Origin of the sequence: Mesorhizobium sp. M5C.F.Ca.IN.020.32.2.1, assembly GCF_004023105.1 — a bacterium.
In the GTDB taxonomy this organism is placed as follows: Bacteria; Pseudomonadota; Alphaproteobacteria; order Rhizobiales; family Rhizobiaceae; genus Mesorhizobium; species Mesorhizobium wenxiniae.
Genome location: NZ_RZSX01001156.1, coordinates 1 through 1,600 on the forward strand (window position 1 = coordinate 1; position 1,600 = coordinate 1,600).

Below are 1,600 nucleotides of genomic sequence, written 5' to 3' on the forward strand. Positions count from 1 at the left end.
GGATACTCCCGGCCCAAGCGCCTATGTCGCCGCATATGGCCCAGTTCGCCGCGAAATGCAAGGGGCGTTATGTTGCAGCGCAGCGAAAGCCATGGCGAAGCGGCGCTTGCGCTGCCCTGCTGCCATGATTACCACAAATCAGGCTTTCCGTTTTTGGGGATCGAGCGATGAAGGACGTGCTGAAGGAACTCGAGCGCCGCCGGGACATGGCGCGTATGGGCGGCGGCCGGGCCCGCATCGACGCTCAGCACAAGAAGGGCAAGCTCACCGCGCGCGAACGCATCGACGTCTTTCTCGACGAGGGCTCGTTCGAGGAGTTCGACATGTATGTCGAGCACCGCTCGACCGATTTCGGCATGGAGAAGACCAAGATCGCCGGCGACGGCGTCGTCACCGGCTGGGGCACCGTCAATGGCCGCCCGGTCTATGTCTTCGCCAAGGACTTTACCGTGTTCGGCGGCTCGCTGTCCGAGGCCCACGCCGAAAAGGTGGTCAAGGTGCAGGAGATGGCGCTGCGCAACCGCGCACCGATCATCGGCCTCTACGACGCCGGCGGCGCCCGCATCCAGGAAGGCGTGTCAGCACTTGGCGGTTATGCCGAGATATTCCAGCGCAATGTGCTCGCCTCCGGCGTTATCCCGCAGATTTCACTGATCATGGGCCCTTGCGCCGGCGGCGACGTCTATTCGCCTGCCATGACCGACTTCATCTTCATGGTGCGCGACACGTCCTACATGTTCGTCACCGGGCCGGACGTGGTGAAGACGGTCACCAACGAAACGGTGACTGCCGAGAGCCTCGGCGGCGCCTCCGTCCACACGACCAAGTCCTCGATTGCCGATGGCGCCTACGACAATGACGTCGAGGCGTTGCTGCAGATGCGCCGGCTGGTCGATCTGCTGCCTGCCTCCAATACGGCTGATATCCCCGAGATCGAATGCTACCAGTCGGTCACCGATCACGATCTGTCGCTCGACCGGCTGATCCCCGACAACGCTAATAAACCCTACGACATCAAGGAGTTGATCCTTAAAGTTGCCGACGAGGGTGACTTCTTCGAGATCCAGCAGAGTTTTGCGAAAAACATCGTCACCGGCTTCGGCCGCGTCGAAGGCCGCACGGTGGGCTTCGTCGCCAACCAGCCGATGGTGCTGGCCGGCGTGCTCGATTCCGACGCCAGCCGCAAGGCGGCGCGATTCGTGCGCTTCTGCGACTGTTTCTCAATTCCGATCGTCACCTTTGTCGACGTTCCAGGCTTTCTGCCTGGCACCGCGCAGGAATATGGCGGGCTGATCAAGCACGGCGCCAAGCTTTTGTTCGCCTATGCCGAAGCGACCGTCCCGAAGATCACCGTCATCACCCGAAAGGCCTATGGCGGCGCTTATGACGTGATGGCGTCAAAGCATCTGCGCGGCGACATGAACTATGCTTGGCCGACGGCGCAGATCGCGGTGATGGGCGCCAGGGGCGCGGTCGAGATCATCTATCGCAAGGACATCGGCGATGCGAAGAAGATCGCAGCGCATACAAAGGCTTACGAGGATCGCTTCCTGTCGCCCTTCGTCGCCGCCGAGCGCGGCTATGTCGATGAGGTGATCAT

General features: G+C 61.8%; 1 protein-coding gene. It reads left to right on the forward strand.

Translation table 11 applies throughout. The features are described 5' to 3' along the window. Nucleotides 1-167: 167 nt before the first annotated feature. The coding region (locus EOA86_RS33865; RefSeq protein WP_164892292.1) for an acyl-CoA carboxylase subunit beta at nucleotides 168-1,600 on the forward strand (1,433 nt) is incomplete at its 3' end.